This window comes from Armatimonas sp., assembly GCF_043760365.1.
In the GTDB taxonomy this organism is placed as follows: Bacteria; Armatimonadota; Armatimonadia; order Armatimonadales; family Armatimonadaceae; genus Armatimonas.
On record NZ_JAYUPA010000606.1, the window covers coordinates 1 to 1,513 of the forward strand.

The window sequence follows — 1,513 nt, forward strand, 5'->3', positions numbered from 1 at the left end:
GACTTTATTGCCCGCCAGATAGAGCGAGCGATCTGGCGTGACATCGTAGCGGCCATCTATGCGCTCGTAGCGCACCTCCGTGCCGTTCTTACCGACCCAGCGGGTTTCAAGAGCCGTCATGCGGCGGGCGGCGTTCTTAAAGTCCGCGACCGTTGTTCCTACGGGCACACTGGCACGGGCGGGCCACTGCCCATCGTAGCGGGATCCGCCCACAAAGACATCTCCGTTCTGCATGGGAATACGCTGCTCAACCCGTCCCATGAACGTCAGATTTCCGTTGATAGGGCGCTGGCCAGCATTGTCGCGACCCTCGCCGTTAAAGAGCCCGAAGTAGCTGGTGGCCCGCTTGGCTTTGTAGGTGAACATCGCCCCCTGATCGCGATCCTGGTTTAGGAGAAATGGAATGACGGTGCCAGGAGTAATAGTTCCGCCGGTTGCGGAGACAGTGTCCTTAAAAATAAAATTGGCATTACTGCTGTCCGAGAAACCCATCGGGCGCTCGGGAGCCTCGCGCAGGCGGCTGGTCGCGGCCAGCGTGTAGGTGAACTGTGGGGGGAACTGCCCGACGCGAAGCTGCCAGTTATGCGGCAGGCCGCTCTTAAGGTCTACATACATATCGCGCATATGAAGTGGTCCGGCCGTGCCAAAGTCGAACTGAAAAGCGAAGGCATCTTTAGGGTTCAGCACCCCATCGAGCTTAAAACGCCCCCGTCGCAAGATAAAGCCCTGTGAGGCTCCGCCGACATGGGGTGCTCCCGTGGTAGGCCGCGGCCCTGCTCCGCCTCCCCCTTGGTTTTTAAAGAGCGAGGCATCCCCGATCAAAGCATCGTAGCGAAGCTGGAGGTAGCCACTGACCTTGAACTTGGAGAGAGCCTCAAGTGCTTTCTGCTGATCCGCAGTGAGCGTGTGTGCTTGAGGAGCTTTGGCCGGAGGGGCTTGGGCAAAGACGAAAGGAGCGGAGGCAAATGTCAGAAGAAATGTTGCCGGGAGATTAAAAGAGTGTTTCATTCTGAGTGGTAGTTTAAGACGAGGTAAAACTATTTCTGTTAAGCAAGGATTAAGTACTGATTTCTTAATCAGATCAGGTGTATTGACTCTATATTTAACAAATGCTTAATATGGGGCGATGGAGAGAATGGGATCATAGAAGTAGCTATGGACATTACAACAATCAGCCTTCTGGTGCTTTGCCTGGTGATCGCGCTGGGCTTTGAGTTCGTCAATGGGTTTCACGACACCGCCAACGCCGTCGCGACTGTGATCTACACCCGCTCCCTCAAGCCAACCATTGCCGTGCTCTGGTCAGGTATGGTCAACTTTCTGGGGGTGATTAGTGTCCTCGGTGCCGGTGCAGGCGTCGCCTTTAAGATCGTCGGGCTGATTCCCACGGATATGTTGGTGGGAGCAAGTGGCGCGATGGGGATCTGGATGCTCCTCTCGATTTTGATCACCGCTGTTCTCTGGAATCTAGCGACGTGGTTTATTGGCCTACCCGCCTCAAGCTCACACACGC

At 55.5% G+C, this 1,513-nt stretch carries 2 protein-coding genes; one reads left to right on the forward strand and one right to left on the reverse strand.

Annotated elements, in window-relative coordinates; translation table 11 throughout:
* Positions 1-1,008: porin (locus tag ACH2EH_RS13940; RefSeq protein WP_395142648.1), on the reverse strand; the 1,008-nt coding region annotated here is incomplete at its 3' end.
* A gap of 147 nt (positions 1,009-1,155) precedes the next feature.
* Between ACH2EH_RS13940 and ACH2EH_RS13945 the strand changes: the two genes are divergently transcribed.
* Positions 1,156-1,513 (forward strand): inorganic phosphate transporter (locus tag ACH2EH_RS13945; RefSeq protein WP_395142650.1); only part of this gene is annotated, 358 nt, incomplete at its 3' end.